The 17,635-nt window shown below is 72.8% G+C and carries 10 protein-coding genes; 8 read left to right on the forward strand and 2 right to left on the reverse strand.

Annotation, left to right across the window (positions count from 1 at the left end; genetic code table 11):
• The first annotated feature begins 36 nt into the window (after nucleotides 1–36).
• Genes IE172_RS13975 through fxsT form a run of 3 tightly spaced genes read left to right on the forward strand, consistent with a single transcriptional unit; the run spans nucleotide 37 to nucleotide 7,232 of the window.
• Nucleotides 37–1,572 carry a VMAP-C domain-containing protein gene (locus tag IE172_RS13975; protein WP_190097618.1) on the forward strand — a complete coding sequence of 512 codons (1,536 nt, stop codon included), beginning with the start codon at nucleotides 37–39 and terminating at the stop codon, nucleotides 1,570–1,572.
• Entirely contained in the window at nucleotides 1,569–2,651 is a 1,083-nt protein-coding gene (locus tag IE172_RS13980; protein ID WP_190097528.1) for an AAA family ATPase, read from the forward strand. The genes IE172_RS13975 and IE172_RS13980 overlap by 4 nt, the downstream gene beginning before the upstream one ends.
• On the forward strand, nucleotides 2,652–7,232 hold the full coding sequence (gene fxsT / locus IE172_RS13985; RefSeq protein WP_190097529.1) for an FxSxx-COOH system tetratricopeptide repeat protein: 4,581 nt from the start codon (nucleotides 2,652–2,654) through the stop codon (nucleotides 7,230–7,232).
• Nucleotides 7,233–7,300: 68 nt separating this feature from the next.
• Here fxsT and IE172_RS13990 read toward each other — a convergent pair whose 3' ends face one another.
• A complete protein-coding gene (locus IE172_RS13990) occupies nucleotides 7,301–8,623 on the reverse strand; it encodes a cation:proton antiporter (protein WP_190097530.1) in 1,323 nt (440 codons plus the stop codon).
• A gap of 823 nt (nucleotides 8,624–9,446) precedes the next feature.
• Here IE172_RS13990 and IE172_RS13995 point away from each other — a divergent pair.
• The 3 genes from IE172_RS13995 (at nucleotide 9,447) to argF (ending at nucleotide 13,564) form a co-directional block, all read left to right on the forward strand.
• Nucleotides 9,447–11,165, forward strand: a complete 1,719-nt coding sequence (locus IE172_RS13995; protein WP_190097531.1) for an aKG-HExxH-type peptide beta-hydroxylase — start codon at nucleotides 9,447–9,449, stop codon at nucleotides 11,163–11,165.
• A gap of 109 nt (nucleotides 11,166–11,274) precedes the next feature.
• Complete coding sequence (locus IE172_RS14000; RefSeq protein ID WP_190097532.1) at nucleotides 11,275–12,498, forward strand: arginine deiminase; 1,224 nt, start codon at nucleotides 11,275–11,277, stop codon at nucleotides 12,496–12,498.
• A 58-nt stretch (nucleotides 12,499–12,556) separates the two neighbouring features.
• Nucleotides 12,557–13,564, forward strand: a complete 1,008-nt coding sequence (argF, locus tag IE172_RS14005) for an ornithine carbamoyltransferase (RefSeq protein ID WP_190097533.1) — start codon at nucleotides 12,557–12,559, stop codon at nucleotides 13,562–13,564.
• Between the two features lie 15 nt (nucleotides 13,565–13,579).
• Here argF and IE172_RS14010 read toward each other — a convergent pair whose 3' ends face one another.
• Nucleotides 13,580–14,023, reverse strand: coding sequence for an ATP-binding protein (locus IE172_RS14010; RefSeq protein ID WP_190097534.1), 444 nt, complete (start codon nucleotides 14,021–14,023; stop codon nucleotides 13,580–13,582).
• Nucleotides 14,024–14,397: 374 nt separating this feature from the next.
• Between IE172_RS14010 and IE172_RS14015 the strand changes: the two genes are divergently transcribed.
• Both IE172_RS14015 and IE172_RS14020 read left to right on the forward strand, forming a co-directional pair.
• Nucleotides 14,398–15,225: an enoyl-CoA hydratase family protein gene (locus tag IE172_RS14015; RefSeq protein ID WP_190097535.1), complete on the forward strand. Its 828-nt coding sequence runs from the start codon at nucleotides 14,398–14,400 to the stop codon at nucleotides 15,223–15,225.
• Between the two features lie 4 nt (nucleotides 15,226–15,229).
• Nucleotides 15,230–17,623 (forward strand): bifunctional salicylyl-CoA 5-hydroxylase/oxidoreductase, encoded by a 2,394-nt coding sequence (locus IE172_RS14020; RefSeq protein ID WP_229886024.1) that lies wholly within the window; start codon nucleotides 15,230–15,232, stop codon nucleotides 17,621–17,623.
• Nucleotides 17,624–17,635: the final 12 nt, after the last annotated feature.

The raw sequence follows: 17,635 nt of genomic DNA on the forward strand, positions 1-17,635 counted from the left end.
GTCAGGCAGATGAACCGACTCATGGGGGAACGGTCGGTGGAGAGAGGCGAGGGTTCCAGCGGTCCCGAGGCCGGGATCCCGCGCGCGCAGGCTCTGGAACTGCTGTCCCGGCTCACCACCGCCCTGTGTGAACTCGGCTGCATGGAGGACGCCCAGGGGCGGGTCCAGTTCGCCACCGTGCTCGGGGAACAGATGGCCCGCACCGTCGACGTACGCGGCGTCCGGCTGCGCGAGGACGTGGTGGCCATGGTGCGCGCCGCCCTGAACGCGGAGGGCGGGGAACGCGTACTGGTGAAGGTGGTCGAGCTCTTCGAGGGACCCGCGCCGGCCGAAGAACTCGACCGGCTGCTCGCCCCCGCCGCGCCGGCCGGCGCGGCCCTTCCCGGCCCGCTCTCCGGGCACGACACCGCCACCGCGCACGTCCTGCTGGCCGAGGCCAAGGGAGAGGTGTCCGCCTCCCGGCTGCGGGACGTCCTCGCCGAGGAACTCAACGGCCTCTACCTGCCTTCCGGGCTCACGCCCGAGCAGCTGTTCGCGCACGTCCTGGAGTGGAACGCGCAACCGGACGGGTTACCGCCCGCGGTGCTGCTGGTCGACACGGCCGCCACCCTGGCCGCGTCGCCCGGTCACCGCGGGACCCTCCTCAAATGGGTCGACGGCTGGGCCCAGCGCTCGGACCTGACGGCGGCACTGGCGCGGCGCCGCGCCCTGCGGCGCAGCACCCCCGCCGACCCCGACACCCCGTGCTGCCTGATCGTCGCCGTGGAGCCCACTCGTGACGGCACCGGCGAGATCGTCGTCCGTTCCTGGCTGAACACGGTCCCCGGCCGCTGGGACCCGCAGCCGGGTGAACCCGCCACCACCACACTCGACGGCCTCGGCCAGGCCGTGGAGAGCGCCCTGCGGCAGGGTGCCCCCCTCTGGTCCGTCCCGGCCGACCCGGACGGGCGCGAGCAGCCGACGTACGTCGAATTCGTCCTGCCCTACGACCTCCTCAACCACGACGTGGCGGGCCTCAGCTTCCGCGTCGGTCACGGCCGTCCCCTGCCGCTCGGTCTGAAGTACGGCGTCCACCTGCGCAGTCTGGAGCGGATGCGCACCGACGACGTGCTGGTCCGGCGGCAGTGGCGGGAGCGCTGGAGCAGTCTGCGGAAGCACGGAGTCACCGTGCACGGGTGGACGGACGCCGATGCGCAGCGGCTCGACGCCTGGCAGACCGCTCTCGCCGGAGAGTCCGCACGCACCGCCGTGGTCCTCGACGCCCCCGCCGACACGCCCGCGCTGGAAGCATTGAAGGCCGCCATCGCGGAGGGCATCTCCCTGGCCATATGGGACCGCCGGGGTGCCTTCATCGAGGAGCGCCGCGAAGTCGTGACCGCCGTCTTCGCCTCCGTCCCGATCGCCGCCCAGATCCCCATGGCCATCCACCGGCTGCGCAAGAAGGCCGTCGACCCCGCACAGAGCCCGGACCTGCTGGGCAGACACATCGCCTTTTTCTGGGACGATCCGACACGAGTGGTCGACATCCACACCGACGACGGCGATCTCGCCAACGAGGAGGCATCGGCATGACCGCGCAGGAGGAGCAGACCGCGCCGGAGGACTGGCGGATCTTCCATGCCACCGGCCAGGTCCCGGCCTCCGCCGTCGAGTTGCCCGAGCCCCCGCCCTGGCGGCGGTTCGGCGGCGCCCCGCCGCAGCCGGCCCCACCCGACGACCCGGAGGCCGCGCTGCGCCGGCTCGGCCCCGGCGAGGTCACCGCGCAGCTCGGTGCGGAGGAGATCGACACCGTCAACGCCGCGCTGCTGCTGCGCCGGCCGCTGCTGATCAGCGGACCGCCCGGCATAGGCAAGTCGACCCTCGCCTACGTCATCGCCCGGGAACTGGGACTGGGCCGGGTGCTGGAGTGGAACATCGTCAGTCGCACGTCGTTGCGCGACGGCCTCTACGTGCACGACGCGATGGGACGCGCCCAGGCCATCGCCGCCTGGCAGGCGGGGCTCAGGGACGCGCCGACGTCCGGCGCCGAGGCCACCGACGGAGAGGCGACGACGGAGCTGAGTGAACGTCATGTCCTGCCCCGGTTAGGGGATTTCATCACGCTCGGGCCACTGGGGACCGCTCTGCTGCCCTACGATCGTCCCCGAGTGCTCCTTGTCGACGAACTCGACAAGAGCGACATCGACCTGCCCAACGACCTGTTGCACGTCCTGGAGAACGGAAGCTATGACGTCCCGGAGCTGGTCCGTGACGCCGCCGACACCGCGAGCGTCCACACCAGCGACCCCGGAGTCCGCGCCGTGCTGCGGCAGGGCCGGGTGGAATGCGCGGAGTTCCCCGTCGTGGTGATCACCAGCAACGGTGAACGCGAGTTTCCGGCCGCGTTCCGCAGGCGCTGTCTGCCGCTGGAGCTCAGTGTGCCCACCCGTGAACAGCTGCTCGCCATGGTGAGCCGGCACCTCGGTGAGCGCTCACGGCACAGTGAGAGCCTCGTCGACCTCTTCCTCCAGCGCGTCGAGGCCGGGGGCATGCACTCCCTGGACCAGTTACTCAACGCTGTCCAGATCACTACCATGGGTGGTTTCCAGGCCGACGGCAACGGGTCTAAGCTCGTGGAAATGCTCCTCCGCGACCTCGCGAAGGGCCGCTGAATGGACGACGGCTTTCCCAGGGAGCGCGCATCCGGACCCGGCGACGGCGGACCTGAGACAGGGCCGTCGCCCGCTTCGGCGTGCTCCGAGTCCGCCGAGTACGCGAGTGAGGCCGGAGAGCCGCTCGTCGCTGTCTCGCTGGGGAAAGCCCTGAGCCGTGACCAGCCGCCGACCCCGTACGGCGACGCACAGGATGTGCCGCACTGGCAGGAAATCGGCGACATGGTGTGGCTCGCCGCGTACTGGAGCCGCCACGGCGGTCCCGGCGGGACGGCGGAGCCCGACGACGGCACCACGAGCCCCGGCGCGGATACGGGGAAGGCGGCCCCCGCCCCTGTCGCCGTGGCCGGAACCGGCCCCGAAGCGCCCACCGACCACACGGATCCGGCCGATGTCGCGCCCGGCCCGGACCCGGGTGATCCCCCCGCGCCCCCACCCCCCGGCCGGCCCGGCGCCCCGGTCGGGACCGAGCCCCGGACCTCCGGGGATCCCGGTGGCCTCCCCGGACCCGCCCCGGGGCCGGGCTCCGTGGACGGCAGGCTCTTACCGCACCCCGAGGGCACCGGCACCCTCCACTTCGGCCGCCCCCTGCTGCCCGAGGCCAACCAGCCGCGGTACGGGCCCGGCCGCCGCACGGCACTGCTCGCCCGCGCACTGCACCAGCTCGCCCGCCGAGTACCGTCCCGCGACACGCTGGAACTCGACGAGGAGACCACCGCCGAGCAAGGCGTCGCGGACGGCATGTGGATGCCGTTCCTCCGGCCCGCCCGTACCTCGGCCTTCGACCTGGTGCTGCTCGCCGACGACGCGCCCACCATGCGGATCTGGCGGGAGACGGTGGCGGGCCTCGCCGAGGCCGCCGAACACAGCGGTGCCTTCCGCGGTGTCCGCACCCTCAGGTTCGTCCTGCCGCGAACCGGCTCCGCGACGCTCCGCTGGACCACCGGCGGTGCCGTCGCCGACGCGGGCGAACTGCTCGACGGCCGCGGCGGCCGGGTCTTCCTCGTCGTCACCGACGGCCTTGCCCACGGCTGGGCCGCTCCCGCCGCCGACACCCTGCTGAGCCGGCTCGGGCACTCCGGCCCGACCGCGCTCGTCCACCTCCTCCAGCCCCACCTGCGCCACCGCAGCTCCCTCTACCCCCACCCGGCGGTCCTGGAGGCAGGCGGCTTCGGCGCCCCCAACGACTGTCTCGGGCACTGGGCGCCGCCCGGCGGCCCCGACCCCCTGCGCCCCCTGCCCGAGTCGGCCGACGGGTCCCTTCCTGTTCCGGTGCTCTCCCTCAAACCCGGGTCCGTCGCCGCCTGGGCCGATCTCGTCACCGGCGAACGCGGAGTGCGCCGCTCCCTGCCCGTGGTGCTCGCCGGCATGCTCACCAAGGGAGCACCCGCCCCGGGCCTGCGCGCCCCGCGCGCCGCGGCCGCCGCCGTGCGCCGCTTCCTGACGCTGGCCACACCCGCAGCCCGCCGTCTGGCTGCCCAACTGGCGGCCATCCCGTTCGATTTCGACCTGGTCGATCAGCTACGGCGGCGGGTCATGCCGGAGGCCGGCCCCGACCACCTCGCCGAAATCCTGATGGGCGGTCTGATCGACTGGGACCGGGGCGACGGCGGCGGGCCCGAATTCGCGGACGGCGTCCGCGAGGCGCTGCTCGCCACCACCACCCGGTCCCAGCTCGCCCGCACCGTGAGCGTCGTCGGCGACCTGCCCGCCGCCGGCGAACGGGGACTCGCGCTGCGCGCCGCACTGCACGACCCGGTCGGCGCGACACTGCCCGACCCGGCCGACCACGGCTGGCTGCGTACGGAACTCGCCGTGATGCGAGCCCTCTCGGGGCCCTACTCCGAAAGGGCGAACCGTATCGAGCCGGACATCTCCCGGCTCCTGCCCGGCCCGTCCGAGCGGGTGCCCACGGAGGCGCCCACGACGGCGAACCACCCGTACGGCGGCGACTTGCCCGACGACCAGGAAGGGAGGCATCCAGCGTCGGACGTTCACGTCTCCCCTGGAGACTCCCGGACGCGCCTGGTGACCGAGACCCCACACGAAGCCCCGGAGGCTGAACCGCTCATGCCGAGCCCCAACAGCGCGACGCTGGCCATCCTGGAGAATGTTCCGCTCAGGAACACCTCGTTCGTCGGCCGTCAGGCGCTGCTCAGGGCTGTGGAGGAACAGCTCGCCGCCCAGGACACGGCGGCCGTGCTGCCGCACGCCCTGCACGGGCTCGGCGGCGTGGGCAAGTCCCAGCTGGCCCTGGAGTACGTGTACACGCACCAGCACGAGTACAACGTCATCTGCTGGATCGCGGCCGAGCGGGAGAGCCTCGTCCTCGCCGGACTGGCCAGTCTCGCGACTCGGCTCGGCGTCGCCCAGACGGGACAGGAGGGCACGGCCAACACGGCGGTCGCCAAGGTCCTGGAAGCGCTGCGTTCCGGCGAACCCCATGACAACTGGCTCCTGGTCTTCGACAACGCCGAAGACATCGCGATGGTACGCCGGTACTTCCCGACCAGCGGCCCCGGCAAGGTCATCGTCACCTCCCGCAACCGCGCCTGGGAGCGGGTGGCGACCCCGCTCCCGGTGAACGTGTTCGAACGCCAGGAATCCATCGAGCTGCTCCAGAAGCGTTCCCCCGATCTCTCCACGGAGGACGCCGACCGGCTTGCCGAGGCCCTCGGCGACCTGCCCCTCGCGGTCGAACAGGCGGGCGCCTGGAGCGCGGTCACCGGCATGCTCGTCGAGGAGTACCTCGACCTGCTGGCCCAGCGCAGCCCCGAGATCCTCGAGCTGGACCCGGCGCCCGACTACCCGGTCTCGGTCGCCGCGGCCTGGGACATCTCGCTGGAGCGGATCCAGGAGAACAACCCCGGCGCCCGCCAGCTCCTCGACATCTGCGCGAGCATGGCCCCCGAGCCGATTCCGCGGTCCATCCTCCGGGGCGGCCGAGGTGTCAACATCACTCCGCAGGTGGACTCGCTACTGCGGGAGTCGGTCAAACTCGGCCGGGCCGTACGCGACCTCAGCCAGTTCTCCCTGATCAAGACCGACCCCCGCACCGACACCCTGCAGATGCACCGCCTGCTGCAGACGGTGCTCCTCGCCAAGCTCGGCCCCGAACAGCGGCGGCAGATGAGGGAAGCCGCCCACCAACTGCTGTCCGCGGCCAAACTGGGTCACTTCGCCTCGTCCCAGGAATGGCCCGCCTACCAGGCGCTCCTGCCGCACATCCTGGCGTCCCGGGCCGTCACCAGCACCGACACCTATGTGCGGGAGCTCATCTCCGACACCGTGTTCTTCCTCTACTACTGGGGCGACCACGAGGGTGCGGCGGACCTCGCCCGTCAGGCGTGGAGCGCCTGGCTCGCCGCGTCCGGGGAGGAGGACAACCACGTCATCCGCATCACGAAGACGTTCGCCTTCGCCCTGCTCCAGGTCGGTCAGATCGGCGAGGCGATCCCGCTGGCCGAGAGAGCCCTGGAGGTCAGCCGGCGCATCGACGCGGAACCGGAGGACCTCGTCGACTCGCTGTGCGCGCTGGCCGACGCCCGGCGCTACCAGGGACGGTTCGAGGAAGCGCGGGACCTCGGCCAGGAGGCCACCGAGCTGGCGCGCTCCAGGTTCGGCCCCGACGACACCACGACCTTGCGGGCCATTCACAGCTGGGGGGTCGACCTGCGGCTGTGCGGCCAGTTCGACGAGGCGCTGGCCCTGGACGAGGAGAACGCCCGGCAGCGCGAGTCGACCTTCGGACCGCGCAGCTTCCTCACGCTCAACACGCTCAACGCCCTGTCCATCGACATGAGGGAGAGCGGGAACTACCCGGCCGCCCGGGAGTTCCAGGAGGAGGTGCACCGAAGGGCCCGCGGCGTGATGGGCGAGCAGCACCCGCTCACCCTGCGCGCGGCGCGGAATCTCGCCGTCTGTCTCCGCCGGGACGGCGCGCTCGCCGAGGCCCTGAAGCTCTCCGAGGAGACCCTCCGCAACTTCGTGACCCGGTACGGCCCCGTGCAGGCCGACTCGCTCTCCACGGCGATCAACCTCTCGGTCGACCTGCGCCTCGCCGGGGACCTCGAGAGGTCCCGTGAGCTGGGCGAGCAGACGGCGGGGCACTACGCCGCGCTGCTCGGTGACGACCACGCGTACACGCTGCTCACCAAGGCGAATCTCGCCGCCACCATGCGTGCGGTCGGTGCTCTCGACCGTGCCGCGGAACTGGAGGACGAGGCGGCCGACCGTCTCGCGGCCACGCTGGGACGCGAGCACGTGATGGCGTTGACGGTGGAGATCGGCAGGGCCAACACGGCCTACGCCCGGCTCGACTTCGGCCGGGCCCACGAGATCGACGAGGCCAACGTGGCCGCCCTCACCGTGGCTGCCGGTGCGGAGCACCCGCTGACCCTGTCCTGCACCGCCAACCTCGCCCTGGACCTGCGCGGTCTCGGCCGGGGAACGGAGGCGGACCAGACGCAGCGCAAGGCGGTGGAGGGCTTCGCCCGTGTGGTCCGCGAGGGACATCCCTGGCTGGTCACAGCCCGTCATGGGCGCCGTATCGAGTGCGACATCGCCCCCATGCCGCTGTAGCGGGTCGTCGCGGGGCGGGGGACGCGCTTCCGGCCGGGGCGGCACCGCGAGCCGCCCCGGCCGTCCTGTCAGCGGGAGTCCCCCACCGGGGTCGTGCGGGCGTCGTCCTCGGGCGGCGCCGCCGGTGAGGGGGCCGCGCGGTCCGCGGGCCGGTGTCCGCGCCGTTCGGCCGGGCGGCGGGTCAGGAGCAGGAGCGGCTGCGTGAAGAGTGTGGTGGCCAGGGCCATGAACACCAGAACGCTGTAGAGCCTCTCGCTCAGCAGGCCCGCCTGCAGACCGGCGTTGAGGGCGATCAGCTCGGTGAGTCCGCGGGCGCTCATGAGAATGCCCACGGTGCGTGCGTCGTGCCGGTCCAGACCACCGATCCGGGCCGCCGCCACCCCGCTGCCGATCTTCGCCGTCACCGCCAGGGCCGTCACGACCAGCACGGCGAACCATCCCGCGACCCCTATTCCGTTCAGTGCGACGGCCTGGCCCGAGACCACGAAGAAGAAGGGGAGCAGCAGGCCGCTGATGTCGTTCAGCGGACGCAGCAGATCGGGGTCCAGGGTGCCGTCCCGCTCCCGGGGTGTCACCACACCGGCCAGCAGCGCGCCGAAGATCACATGCAGTCCCAGGGAGTGCGTCACCCAGGACGAGCCGAGCGCGAAGCCGATGAGCAGCGTCATCCGGAGTGAGGGCTCCACCTGCGGCCGCCACAGCAGCCGGCGCAGCAGGGGCCGGGCCACGAGGAACATCACGGCGACGAACACGGCCGCGATCACCGCCCGCCACGCCCAACCCGGCGTGTGGTCGTCACCGTCCTCCATCAACGCACCGGCCAGCACCGTCCAGCAGACCACGTCGAGGAGTCCCGCCGCGGACATCGCTACCACACCGGGCACCGTGCGGGCCAGACCGTTCTCCCGCACTATGGCCGTCAGTACCGGTACCGCGGTGACGGACAGGGCGATCCCGGCGAACAGCACGGTCGAGGGGGACGGATCACGCGGCATGCCCAGGGCCCGCAACTCGTCCCAGAACAGCAGGGCGCCCCCGCTGCCCACCGCCATCGGCACCAGGAACGACGCGAGGGCCACCATGACCGCCGTACGGGCCCGGTCGCCCAGCAGCTTCAGATCCAGCTCGTAGCCCACCGCGAACAGGAAGACCACCAGGGCGAACTGCGCGAAACCGGACAGGGCTGTGCCGATGTGTTCCGGGAACAGCGTCTCGTAGGCCCCGGGCGCCACGCTGCCGAGAAGGGAGGGGCCCAGTGCCGTTCCTGCCAGGAGCTGGCCGACGATGTACGGCTGCCCCAGCTTGCGGGCCGTCCATCCCGCCGTGTGCGCGGCGACGAGGATCAGGGCCGAGGCTCCCACGAAGTGCGCGATCAGCGCGTCAGGGCTCATGTGTCCCCCGGGGTCCGGTTGTTGGTCCGGCCGTGCGGCCGGCGACAGGTGTGCGTGAATGCGACACCAACTGGCCCAGAATAGAAGGTGTCTGATGGTCCGTCGGGTCGGCGACGCGCGAGCCCGGTCAGCCGCAGGAGGCACACCCGTAGCGGTCGGTTCCGCTTGTGCCACGTAGATGCGTCCGGCCGCCGTCCGTGCTGCCGTGCGCCGTCGGCGCGCCCCCGGGGGCGGACGGCCCGCCGGTCCGCGGACCGCGGATCAGGAGAGAGTGTTTCCAGCCGTGCGGGCGGGGAGTGCCCCTCCGGGACAACGGGCGTCCGCGCACAACTGCTTCACGGCGAAACAGGATCCGCCTCCGCCACCTCGTGGGTATACAGCAAGGATTGGCCGGTACTCCAGGACATCACCATGGTTCATGGTGATCGAGTGGCGTGATCGTATGGTTTTCGATGCGGGATTCAGTGGCCATGATGGTTTCAGGGACACGGGGCATCGCGTGCCACCGTGCGAGAAGGGGGACGCACCTTGCATCAGCCGCCCGCTCAGCGCAACGCGGAAGCCGCCGCCCGGGGACCGGCCCTGGCGGCGGGGACTTCTGTCCGGGAGTCGGACGTGGCGGATCTCGCGCAGCTGCCTCTGACAGCCGTGGACGGCCTTGCTCCCCTCGGTCCCGACGCCCGTCTTCTCCTGGAGGTCCTGCGCTCACGCAGCGGCATCAGAGGAGGCAGCGAGCCCGGCCGGGCCGAATAGCGGTCCCCGCACGAGGGGAGCGCCCCCCGGGGTCCGCCCGTGTCCGCCCACCGACCGGAGGTTCCCGGCAATGCAGAGAGCGCCGCGCACCGACCCCTTGCGCATGCCGGAGCACCTCTTCGCGGAACTCGCCGCCGGCGGCGGCTCCGCACGGGCCGTCGCCTTCCTCGAACAGGGGGAGCGGGCGCGCCGGTTGCTGCTGCTGCGCACGCTGCTCAGCCGGCTTCGGGGTGTGTCCACGCCGCTGACCCCGGCCGGGGACGCCTGGCGGGTGCTCAGGGAGGCGGCGGGGCGGGCGCCCGAGGCGGTCGAGGGGCTGATCCAGGCGCCGACGACGGGCGCCTGGATCGCGCACATGCTGCGCCGCCTGCACGGCACCGCGACCGGCCCGGCCCTGTGGGCGGAGACGGCCCGGCTGAACACCCTCGCGGTGGTCGCCGCGCTGCACGCCGGCATGGAGGTGTCCGTGGGCGTGGCGCTGGAGGACGGGGCGCTGCACCTGCCGGGACTGGGGCTGGCCCGGCTGCCGGAGGGGGCGGCCGGCCTGTCGGCGGGCACGGCGAGCACGCGTGCCGGGGAGCTGACCGTCACGGGGCCGTCACGCGCCGGCGGGCGAACGGTGCTGACCTGCCGCCCCGCGCCCGTGCCGGTGGACACGGCACCGCCCGCCGACGACGCCCGCTGGCTGCCCCTGCGTACTCTCACGGCCGGCTCCGCCGCCCTGCCCCTGGAGGACCTGGACCCCTACCGGGACCTCGACGATCCGCTGCCGCCCGCCCGGCTGGACGCCGACGAGGCCGTGGCCTGGCAGCGGATGGTCGACGAGGCCGTCGCGATCCTCGCGGCCACCGGCGGGCCGGAGCCCGGGCGGCTGGACCCGGCCGTGATCCGGGCCGTCGTCCCCTGGGGCAGGACCGCTCCGCTGCCCCCGCCGCCCCCCGACGTGCGGGTGTCCGCCTCCAGCGGCGACTCCTACGGCGCGATGATCATCTCCCGCCCCTCCGAGCCGCTGGCCCTGGCCGAGGCGCTGGTCCACGAGTTCCAGCACAGCAAGCTCGCCGCGCTGCTCCACCTCTTCCCGCTGGTGCGCGACGACCGCGCCGAGCGCTACTACGCCCCCTGGCGTCCGGACCCGCGCCACCTCACCGGACTGCTCCACGGCGCCTACGCCTTCACGGGTGTCGCCGGGTTCTGGCGGGACCGGCTGTCCGAACCGGCGCACGCCGAGACGGCCGCCTACCACTTCGCCCTGCGCCGCACGCAGAGCAGGCTCGTCGTTCGCACCCTCCTCACCAGCGGTTTCCTCACGGATACCGGGCACGCCCTGGTGACCGGGCTCGCCCGCACCCTGGACACCTGGCTGCGCGAGCCCGTCGCCCCGGCCGCCCTGGCCCGTGCCCGCACCGCCGCCACCCTGCACCGCACCGAATGGCGGCTGCGCAACGTCGCCGCGCCGGCCCGGCCCGGACCCGGGCGGCACTCCGTGCCGTCCGGCGACGCGCCGGCGCCTCCTCGGTTCCGCCCCGACCGTACGACCTGGCCCGACCTGCGCACCCATGTCCTCGCCGTGCCGCCCGCCCGTCCCCGCACTCCCGACGAGCACCTCGCCGCGGGGAACCCGGCGGCCGCGTTCGAGGGGTACGCCGAAGGGCTGGAACGGGAGCCGGGCGACCCGCACCTGCTCGCCGGCTGGATCGTCGCCCGGGCCGCCCTGGAACCGGGTCCCGGGGCCCGGCGGGCGCTGGCCCGGCCGGAGCTGCTGCTGCCCGCGTCACCCGTCCACCGGTGACGCGGGCAGGTCCGCGGGCCGGGGGAGTCCGGCCGACGGGTGACGGGAGCCGGAGCGTGGATGTGCCGAAGCGGGGGTGAACGGGCGGCCGGGTGGTCAGGATGGAACCATGACCTACCACGTCGACTCCGAGGCCGGGCGGCTGCGCCGCGTCATCCTGCACCGGCCCGATCTCGAGCTCAAAAGGCTCACTCCCAGCAACAAGGACGCCCTGCTCTTCGACGACGTGCTCTGGGTGCGCCGGGCGCGCGCCGAGCACGACGGGTTCGCCGACGTCCTGCGCGACCGCGGTGTCACCGTCCACCTCTTCGGTGACCTGCTCTCCGAGACGCTGGCGATCCCGGCGGCACGCTCGCTCGTCCTGGACCGGGTCTTCGACGAGAAGGAGTACGGTCCGCTGGCCACCGACCACCTCCGTGCCGCGTTCGAGACGCTTCCGGCGCCGGACCTGGCCGAGGTGCTGGTCGGCGGGACGACCAAGCGGGAGTTCCTGGACGCCCACCCGGAGCCGACCTCCGTGCGCTTCCACGCGATGGAGCTCGACGACTTCCTGCTGGGCCCGCTGCCCAACCACCTCTTCACCCGTGACACCTCCGCCTGGATCTACGACGGTGTGTCCATCAACGCGATGCGCTGGCCGGCCCGGCAGCGCGAGACCGTGCACTTCGAGGCGATCTACCGGCACCATCCGCTCTTCCGCGGGGAGTCCTTCCACCTGTGGTCCGAGGGGCAGGCCGACTACCCGTCCACCATCGAGGGCGGGGACGTGCTGGTGATCGGCAACGGCGCGGTGCTGATCGGGATGAGCGAGCGCACCACCCCGCAGGCCGTGGAGATGCTGGCGCACAAGCTGTTCGCGGCCGGCTCGGCCCGGACCATCGTCGCCCTCGACATGCCGAAGAGACGCGCCCTGATGCACCTCGACACCGTGATGACGATGGTCGACGGGGACACGTTCACCCAGTACGCGGGCCTCGGCATGCTCCGGTCGTACACGATCGAACCCGGCTCGGACGAGAAGGAGCTGAAGGTCACCGACCATCCGCCGGAGCACATGCACCGCGCGATCGCCGCAGCGCTCGGCCTCAGCGAGATCCGGGTGCTGACCGCCACCCAGGACGTGCACGCGGCCGAGCGCGAGCAGTGGGACGACGGCTGCAACGTCCTCGCCGTCGAGCCGGGCGTCGTCGTCGCCTACGAGCGCAACTCGACCACCAACACCCATCTGCGCAAGCAGGGCATCGAGGTGATAGAGATCCCGGGCAGCGAGCTGGGCCGGGGGAGGGGCGGGCCGCGCTGCATGAGCTGTCCCGTAGAACGAGACGCCGTATAGAAATACAAATAGTCGTATACACTTCCAAGGGTCCGTGTCCCCGTCCCTGGAGAGCCCCATGGCGACTGTCCCGACCGCCCTCGCCGGCCGTCCCTTCCTCAAGGAGGTGGACTTCACCGCGGAGGAGTTCCGCGGCCTGCTGGAACTGGCCGCCGAGCTGAAGGCCGCCAAGCGGGCCGGGACCGAGCACCGGTACCTGCGGGGCAGGAACATCGCGCTGATCTTCGAGAAGACCTCGACGCGGACGCGCTGCGCGTTCGAGGTGGCGGCCGCCGACCAGGGCGCCTCGACGACCTACCTCGATCCGTCGGGCTCGCAGATGGGCCACAAGGAGTCCGTGAAGGACACCGCCCGGGTGCTGGGCCGGATGTACGACGCGATCGAGTACCGGGGGGACAGCCAGGCGAAGGTGGAGGAGCTGGCGCGGTACTCGGGCGTGCCCGTCTACAACGGTCTCACCGACGACTGGCACCCCACGCAGATGCTCGCCGACGTGCTCACGATGACCGAGCACAGCGCCAAGCCGCTCACCGGTATCGCCTTCGCCTACCTGGGCGACGCCCGTTTCAACATGGGCAACTCCTACCTGGTCACCGCGGCCCTGCTGGGCATGGACGTCCGCGTCGTCGCCCCGAAGTCCTACTGGCCCGCCCAGGAGGTCGTCGACCGGGCCCGTGAGCTCGCCGTGTCCAGCGGGGCCCGCATCACGCTCACCGAGGAGATCGCCGAGGGCGTCGCGGGCGCCGACTTCGTCGCCACGGACGTCTGGGTCTCCATGGGGGAGCCCAAGGGCGTCTGGGACGAGCGGATCGCCGCCCTCGCGCCGTACGCGGTGACGATGGACGTGCTGCGCGCCACCGGCAACCCCGACGTGAAGTTCCTGCACTGCCTGCCCGCCTTCCACGACCTGGGGACCGAGGTCGGCCGCGAGGTGTACGAGACGCACGGCCTGGAGTCGCTGGAGGTGACCGACGAGGTGTTCGAGTCGGCGCACTCGGTGGTCTTCGACGAGGCGGAGAACCGCATGCACACGATCAAGGCGGTCCTGGTCGCCACCCTCGCCTGAGGGGCCCTCCGGGGTTCAGACCGGACGCCGCTGACCCGGCAGCCGGAACCACACCGCCTTGCCGGACTCGGTGGGGCGGTGACCGCAGGACGAGCTCAGGGTGCGGATCAGCAGGAGTCCGCGCCCGTGCTCCTGCCACGGGTCGGGCGTGCCGGGCGTCGGACGGGTGAGGTCGCCGGGCGGCGCCGGGTCGGCGTCGTGGACCTCGACCTGGAAACCGGCCGGCAGCAGCCGCAGCACCAGCTCGATCGGGGTGCTCCCCGAGGTGTGTTCCACGGCGTTGGCCACCAGTTCCGCCGTCAGCAGCTCCGCCGTGTCGCAGTCGGCGGTGTGCTCCCGCTCGGCGAGGGCCGTACGGACCAGCGCACGGGCCACGGGCACTGCCGCGGTGGAGTGCGGCAGCGCGACGCGCCAGGAGGAGGAAGCGGCGGAGGGTTCGTGCACAGCGGGTCCGTTCATGGAGCGGGTGCTCCTGCGTTCAGCCGTCAATGGTACGGCGCACCCGGTGCCACCCCGCGCGGGGGCGGCCCCGGAACCCTGCCCGGGCGCCGTCCGGGGCGCGCGCCCCGGCAACGGGCGGCCTACCCGCGCCGCGGGCCCGCCGCGCACGCCCGGTCCCGCTGTTACCGGCGTGTCGACGAGTCGTGACGGACGCGCGGCCCCGGTCCCCGGGCCCGTTCGCCCGCTGCCGGCCCTCTGGCCGTTCTCCCGCCGCCTGACCCCGGATCCCGTATCGCGTATCGCGTGGCCGTGACGACAGTCACCGAACAGTGATAACTTCGTGGGGCAGAACTCAGTGAGCAGCGCAGTGCCCGCCCGAGGAGGCCGCCCTCATGAGTCCCTTCACCGGCTCCGCAGCCCGTACCGGCCACTGGGAGCATCTGCGCGTCGATATCACCGACGGTGTCGCCACCGTCACCCTCGCCCGCCCCGACCGGCTCAACGCGCTCACCTTCGGCGCCTACGCCGACCTGCGCGACCTGCTCGCGGAGCTGTCCCGGGAGCGGGCCGTACGGGCCATGGTGCTGGCCGGCGAGGGGCGGGGATTCTGCTCCGGCGGCGACGTGGACGAGATCATCGGCGCGACCCTCTCCATGGACACCGCCCAGCTCCTCGACTTCAACCGGATGACCGGCCAGGTGGTGCGGGCGGTACGGGAGTGCCCGTTCCCGGTGATCGCCGCGATCCACGGGGTGGCGGCGGGCGCCGGCGCGGTCCTCGCCCTGGCCGCCGACTTCCGGGTCGCCGACGCGGGCGCCCGCTTCGCCTTCCTCTTCACCCGGGTCGGCCTCTCCGGTGGCGACATGGGCGCGGCCTATCTGCTGCCCCGGGTGGTGGGCCTCGGCCACGCGACCCGGCTGCTCATGCTGGGGGAGTCGGTCCGCGCCCCCGAGGCCGAGCGCATCGGCCTGATCAGCGTGCTCACGGACGAGGGCGACGCCGACGAGGCCGCCCGGTCCCTGGCCCGCCGCCTCGCCGACGGCCCCGCCCTGGCCCACGCCCAGACCAAGGCCCTCCTCACCGCCGAACTGGACATGCCCCTGGCCGCGGCGGTCGAACTGGACGCCTCCACCCAGGCCCTCCTGATGAACGGCGAGGACTACGCGGAGTTCCACGCGGCCTTCACCGAGAAGCGCCCCCCGAAGTGGCGGGGGAGGTAACGGGATGCCTCCGTCCAACGGGACCCCTCGGACCCGGGGAACCCGGGACCGTTCCGGATCCGCGGCCAGCGCCGCGGGGACGCGACCGGACGCGGACGGCCCGCGCCGGCCCGGCGGGCGGCCCCGCCCTCTCCGTGTCGCGGTCATCGGCGGGGGCCCCGGCGGTCTCTACACCGCCGCGTTGCTGAAACGCCTCGACCCCGCCCGGCACATCACCCTCTGGGAACGCAATCCCCCCGACGAGACCTTCGGCTTCGGCGTGGTCCTCTCGGACGAGACCCTCGGCGGCATCGAACACGCCGACCCCGTCGTCCACGCGGCCCTGCAGGAGGACTTCACCCGCTGGGACGCGATCGACATCGTCCACCGGGGCATCCTGCACACCTCGACAGGACATGGATTCGCCGCGCTGGGCAGGCACCGCCTGCTGGAGATCCTGCACGACCGCTGCCGGTCCCTCGGGGTGGAGCTCCGCTTCCGCACCGAGGCCCCGGACCCCGCCCGGCTGGCGCGGACGCACGACCTCGTCGTCGCCGCCGACGGGGTCCACAGCACCACCCGGGAGGCGTTCGCGGACGTGTTCCGGCCCCGGATCACCGAGCACCGGTGCCGCTACATCTGGCTGGCCGCCGACTTCGCCTTCGACGCCTTCCGCTTCGAGATCGTCGAGACCGAGCACGGCGTGATGCAGCTCCACGGCTACCCCTATTCCGCCGACGCCTCCACCGTGATCGTCGAGATGCGCGAAGAGGTCTGGCGCGCCGCCGGGTTCGACGACGCGGACGAGACGGAGTCCGTCGGGCGCTGCGCCAAGATCTTCGCCGACGCCCTCGGCGGACGCCCGCTGAAGTCCAACAACTCGGCGTGGACGACCTTCCGCACGGTGGTCGGCGAACGCTGGTCGCACGGCAACGTGGTGCTGCTCGGCGACGCCGCCCACACCGCCCACTTCTCCATCGGCTCCGGCACCAAGCTCGCCGTCGAGGACGCCCTCGCGCTCGCCGCCTGCCTGCGCGAACAACCCACCGTCGACGCCGCGTTGTCCGCCTACGAGGAGGAGCGGCGGCCGGTGGTCGCCTCCACCCAGCGCGCGGCCCGGGCCAGTCTGGAGTGGTTCGAGGACCTGCCCCGCCATCTCGCGCAGCCGCCCCGCCAGTTCGCCTTCAACCTGCTCACCCGCAGCCGCCGCGTCACCCACGGCAACCTGCGGCTGCGTGACGCCCGCTTCACCGACGCGGTGGAGCGCGGGTTCGGCTGCCCGCCCGGCACGCCCCCGATGTTCACCCCGTTCCGGCTGCGCGGTCTGACCCTGCGCAACCGGGTCGTCGTCTCGCCCATGGACATGTACTCGGCGGCCGACGGCGTCCCCGGCGACTTCCACCTCGTCCACCTCGGCTCCCGTGCCCTCGGCGGTGCCGGGCTGGTGATGACCGAGATGGTGTGCGTCAGCCCGGAGGGCCGCATCACCCCCGGCTGCACGGGGCTCTACACCGGCCGGCAGGCCGAGGCGTGGCGGCGGATCACCGACTTCGTGCACACGAGCGCACCCGGCACCGCGATCGGCGTGCAGCTCGGCCACAGCGGCCGCAAGGGCTCGACCAGGCTGATGTGGGAGGGCATGGACGAACCGCTCGACGAGGGCAACTGGCCCCTGGTCGCCGCCTCCCCGCTGCCCTACAAGCCGGGCAGCCAGGTCCCCCGCGAACTGTCCCGTGCCCAGCTCACCGACCTGCGCGAACAGTTCGCGGCCGCCGCCGTCCGGGCCGCCCGGGCCGGTTTCGACCTCCTCGAACTGCACTGCGCCCACGGCTACCTGCTTTCCGGCTTCCTCTCCCCGCTGACCAACCGCCGCACCGACGCCTACGGCGGCTCACCGGAGAAGCGGCTGCGCTTCCCGCTGGAGGTCTTCGACGCGGTGCGCGCGGTGTGGCCCGGGGACCGGCCGATGACCGTCCGCATCTCCGCCACCGACTGGGCGGAGGGCGGCACCACGGCCGAGGACGCGGTCGCCGTCGCCCGTGCCTTCGCCGCGCACGGCGCCGACGCGATCGACGTGTCGACCGGGCAGGTCGTCGCCGAGGAGAAGCCGGAGTTCGGCCGCTCGTACCAGACGCCGTTCGCCGACCGGGTGCGCAACGAGGCCGGTGTGCCGGTGATCGCGGTGGGCGCCATCTCCTCCTGGGACGACGTCAACTCCCTGATCCTCGCCGGGCGCACGGACCTGTGCGCGCTGGCCCGGCCCCATCTCTACGACCCGCACTGGACCTTGCACGCGGCGGCCGAACAGGGCTACGAAGGGCCGGGAGTCGTCTGGCCCGCGCCGTACCGGGCGGGCAGCCGCCGGCCACAGACCGGCCGCACCGACGCCCCCCGGCCGCGGCTCACGCTGGACGACTGACCGCGCGGGCAC

Origin of the sequence: Streptomyces griseoflavus, from assembly GCF_014649995.1 — a bacterium.
Classification (GTDB): domain Bacteria; phylum Actinomycetota; class Actinomycetes; order Streptomycetales; family Streptomycetaceae; genus Streptomyces; species Streptomyces griseoflavus.

What these genes read in the sequence shown, in the direction of transcription:
- IE172_RS14010 (WP_190097534.1), bottom strand. Translation starts at nt 14,023, where the DNA reads ATGAACGGACCCGCTGTGCACGAACCCTCCGCCGCTTCCTCCTCCTGG.
- IE172_RS14000 (WP_190097532.1), top strand. Translation starts at nt 11,275, where the DNA reads ATGACCTACCACGTCGACTCCGAGGCCGGGCGGCTGCGCCGCGTCATC.
- IE172_RS14015 (WP_190097535.1), top strand. Translation starts at nt 14,398, where the DNA reads ATGAGTCCCTTCACCGGCTCCGCAGCCCGTACCGGCCACTGGGAGCAT.
- IE172_RS13980 (WP_190097528.1), top strand. Translation starts at nt 1,569, where the DNA reads ATGACCGCGCAGGAGGAGCAGACCGCGCCGGAGGACTGGCGGATCTTC.
- IE172_RS13990 (WP_190097530.1), bottom strand. Translation starts at nt 8,623, where the DNA reads ATGAGCCCTGACGCGCTGATCGCGCACTTCGTGGGAGCCTCGGCCCTG.
- IE172_RS13995 (WP_190097531.1), top strand. Translation starts at nt 9,447, where the DNA reads ATGCAGAGAGCGCCGCGCACCGACCCCTTGCGCATGCCGGAGCACCTC.
- argF (WP_190097533.1), top strand. Translation starts at nt 12,557, where the DNA reads ATGGCGACTGTCCCGACCGCCCTCGCCGGCCGTCCCTTCCTCAAGGAG.
- IE172_RS14020 (WP_229886024.1), top strand. Translation starts at nt 15,230, where the DNA reads ATGCCTCCGTCCAACGGGACCCCTCGGACCCGGGGAACCCGGGACCGT.
- fxsT (WP_190097529.1), top strand. Translation starts at nt 2,652, where the DNA reads ATGGACGACGGCTTTCCCAGGGAGCGCGCATCCGGACCCGGCGACGGC.